Annotated in this window: 3 protein-coding genes; all 3 read right to left on the bottom strand. The window is 73.5% G+C overall.

The genetic code is table 11. The features are described 5' to 3' along the window. Positions 1–82: 82 nt before the first annotated feature. Positions 83–1,309 (bottom strand): ornithine--oxo-acid transaminase, encoded by a 1,227-nt coding sequence (rocD, locus tag AOK18_RS29155; RefSeq protein ID WP_055696258.1) that lies wholly within the window; start codon positions 1,307–1,309, stop codon positions 83–85. Further along, on the bottom strand, positions 1,306–2,118 hold the full coding sequence (gene ddaH, locus AOK18_RS29150) for a dimethylargininase (RefSeq protein ID WP_055696257.1): 813 nt from the start codon (positions 2,116–2,118) through the stop codon (positions 1,306–1,308). The genes rocD and ddaH overlap by 4 nt, the downstream gene beginning before the upstream one ends. A 165-nt stretch (positions 2,119–2,283) precedes the next feature. Beyond that, on the bottom strand, positions 2,284–2,766 hold the full coding sequence (locus tag AOK18_RS29145; RefSeq protein WP_055573740.1) for an Lrp/AsnC family transcriptional regulator: 483 nt from the start codon (positions 2,764–2,766) through the stop codon (positions 2,284–2,286). Between the last annotated feature and the right edge of the window lie 145 nt (positions 2,767–2,911).

The raw sequence follows: 2,911 nt of genomic DNA, 5'->3' as shown, positions 1-2,911 counted from the left end.
GGGGCGCGGACCGGCCCCCGCGCACCCCGCCGTCCCGTCCCCGCCCGCCGCGGACCGGGCGGGCCCCGGAGCGAGCCGGGGGTCAGCCGCCCTGGCCCAGCACCTTCCCCAGCGTCTCCAGGGCCTCCCGGAGTTCCTCGCCCCGGACGGTGAGCGGCGGGGCCAGCCGGATGGTGGACCCGTGGGTGTCCTTGACCAGGATCCCCTCCCGCATCAGCCGCTCACTGACCTCACGACCGGTGCCGAGCGCGGGGTCGACGTCGACGCCCGCCCACAGCCCGCGCGAGCGGAAACCGACGACGCCCTTGCCGACCAGGGCTTGCAGCCCGCCGCGCAGCACCACGCCCAGTTCCGCCGCCCGGCGCTGGAACTCGCCCGTCTCCAGCAGTTCCACCACCGCCGTGCCGACGGCCGCGGCCAGCGGATTGCCGCCGAACGTCGAACCGTGCTCGCCGGGGTGCAGCACCCCGAGCACCTCGCGCCGGGCCACCACCGCCGACACCGGGACGATGCCGCCGCCCAGCGCCTTGCCGAGCAGCACCACGTCCGGGACGACCGACTCGTGGTCCACGGCGAGCGTGTGCCCCGTACGGCCGAGCCCCGACTGGATCTCGTCCGCGACGAACAGGCACCCCGCGCGGCGCGTCAGGTCCCGCACGCCCGCCAGATAGCCGTCGTCGGGGATGTTCACCCCCGCCTCGCCCTGGATCGGCTCGATCAGCACCGCGGCCGTCGTGTCGTCGACCGCCGCCTCCAGCGCCGCCAGGTCGTTGTACGGGACGACCCGGAAGCCGGGCGTGAAGGGCCCGAAGCCGGCGCGGGCGGTCTCGTCCGTCGAGAAGCTGACGATGGTCGTCGTCCGGCCATGGAAGTTGTCCGCGGCGACCACGATCGTCGCCCGGCCGTCCGGGACGCCCTTCACGTCGTAGGCCCACTTGCGGGCCACCTTCACCGCGCTCTCGACCGCCTCCGCGCCGGTGTTCATGGGCAGCACCATGTCCAGCCCGGTCAGCGCGGCCAGCCGCTCGGCGAACCCGGCGAGCCGGTCGTTGTGGAAGGCGCGCGAGGTCAGGGTGAGCCGGTCCAGCTGGCGGTGCGCCGCCTCGATCAGCGCGGGATGCCGGTGGCCGAAGTTGAGCGCCGAGTAGCCGGCCAGCATGTCGAGGTAGCGGCGGCCCTCCACGTCCTCCACCCACGCGCCCTCCGCACGGGCGACGACCACGGGCAGCGGGTGGTAGTTGTGCGCGAGGACCGGCTCCTCCGCACCGATCAGCTCGGCGGACGAACGGGTACGGGCGACAGTGGTCATGAGCGGATCTCCTGAGTGCAGCACTTGATCCCGCCGCCCGCCTTGTGGAACTCGGACAGGTCGACGGGAACGGGAACGTAACCGCGTTCGGCGAGCCGTGCGGCGAGGGCCGTCGCCCCCGGGGAGACGAACACGTGGCGTCCGTCGGAGACGGAGTTCAGGCCGAAGGCCACGGCGTCCTCGCGGGTCGCGGCCACCGCGTCCGGATACAGCCGGGCCAGCACCTCGCGGCTCCCCGGCGAGAACGCCTCCGGGTAGTACGCGATGTTCTCCTCGTCCAGCGCGAACAGCGCCGTGTCCAGGTGGTAGAAGTACGGGTCCACCAGCGTCAGGCCGATCACCGGCACCCCGAAGAACTCCTGTGCCTCGGCGTGTGCCCCGCGGGTGGTACGGAACCCGGTGCCGGCGAGGATCCAGCGCCCGGCGGGAACCAGGTCGCCCTCCCCCTCGCACACCGACTCGGGACGGTGGACGTCGAAGCCCTCCGCCTTGAACCAGCTCTCGTACGGCACGGACTCGGGGCGCCGCTCGGGCGCCAGGAACAGGGAGCCGAGCACACGGCCGCCGACGACGACCGCCGCGTTCGCGGCGAACACCATGTCGGGCAGGCCGGGCACCGGTTTCACGCTGTCCACGGTGTGGCCGTGGGCGCGGTAGACGTCGACCAGCGTGCGCCACTGGCGCTGGGCCAGGGCGAGGTCCACGAGGCGGCCGGGACGCATCCAGGGGTTGATCGCGTACCGCACGTCGAAGTGTCCGGGATCGCAGACGAGGTAGCGCCGTCGGGACGGCACACGGGCATCGGTCACAGAGGGGTGCCTCCGCTTCCACGCGGTGTCATCGGGGGGTGTGTCCACGGTAGGAAGCAACCGGGTCGGGCGACAAGGAACATGAGCTGCGCGTTCACGCAGTAATGCTGCGTGTCCCGGCCGCTCCGCGCACGCCCGGTGCGTCTCGCGCGGGAGCGGCGGACTCTACGGCGCCGGCTGGCTCGCGCCCGCCTCCGGACTCTCCGGGATCAGATGGGACAGCACCATCACACTGATCGTCTTGCGGATGAACGGCTCCGCACGGATCCGCTCCAGCACCTCCTCGAAGTGCTCCACGTCCCGCGCCCGCAGGTGCAGCAGCGCGTCGGCGCCCCCGGTCACCGTCATCGCCGCGGCGATCTCCGGATGGTTGCGCACCACCTCCGCCAGCCGCCGGGGCGGCGCCGCCCCCTCGCAGTACACCTCGACGTACGCCTCCGTGCGCCAGCCCAACGCCGACGGCCGCACCGTCGCCGTGAACCCGGTGATCACCCCCGTCTCGCGCAGGCGGTCCACCCGGCGCTTGACCGCCGTCGCCGACAGGCCGACCGCCGCGCCGATCTCGGCGAAGGACGTCCGGGCGTTCTCCATCAGCGCGGTGACGATCTGCCGGTCGAGCTCGTCGAACGGCGCGGGCCTGCTGCTCATCCCCGCACTGTAACCAGCACCGTCCGGTCCCCGCCGTCACACACCGTCCGGTCCCCGCCGCCCCCGGCGACCGGACCCGGCGCTTTTGGCCGCCGCGTCCCGCGGGCACGCGGTCCTCACCGCGCCCTCCCTCGCCCGCCGCCCG

The organism is Streptomyces prasinopilosus, from assembly GCF_001419695.1.
Classification (GTDB): domain Bacteria; phylum Actinomycetota; class Actinomycetes; order Streptomycetales; family Streptomycetaceae; genus Streptomyces; species Streptomyces prasinopilosus.
Note: the sequence above shows the minus strand (reverse complement) of the source record. Positions and strands in the feature narration are given on the sequence as shown.

What these genes read in the sequence shown, in the direction of transcription:
- AOK18_RS29145 (WP_055573740.1), bottom strand. Translation starts at nt 2,766, where the DNA reads ATGAGCAGCAGGCCCGCGCCGTTCGACGAGCTCGACCGGCAGATCGTC.
- rocD (WP_055696258.1), bottom strand. Translation starts at nt 1,309, where the DNA reads ATGACCACTGTCGCCCGTACCCGTTCGTCCGCCGAGCTGATCGGTGCG.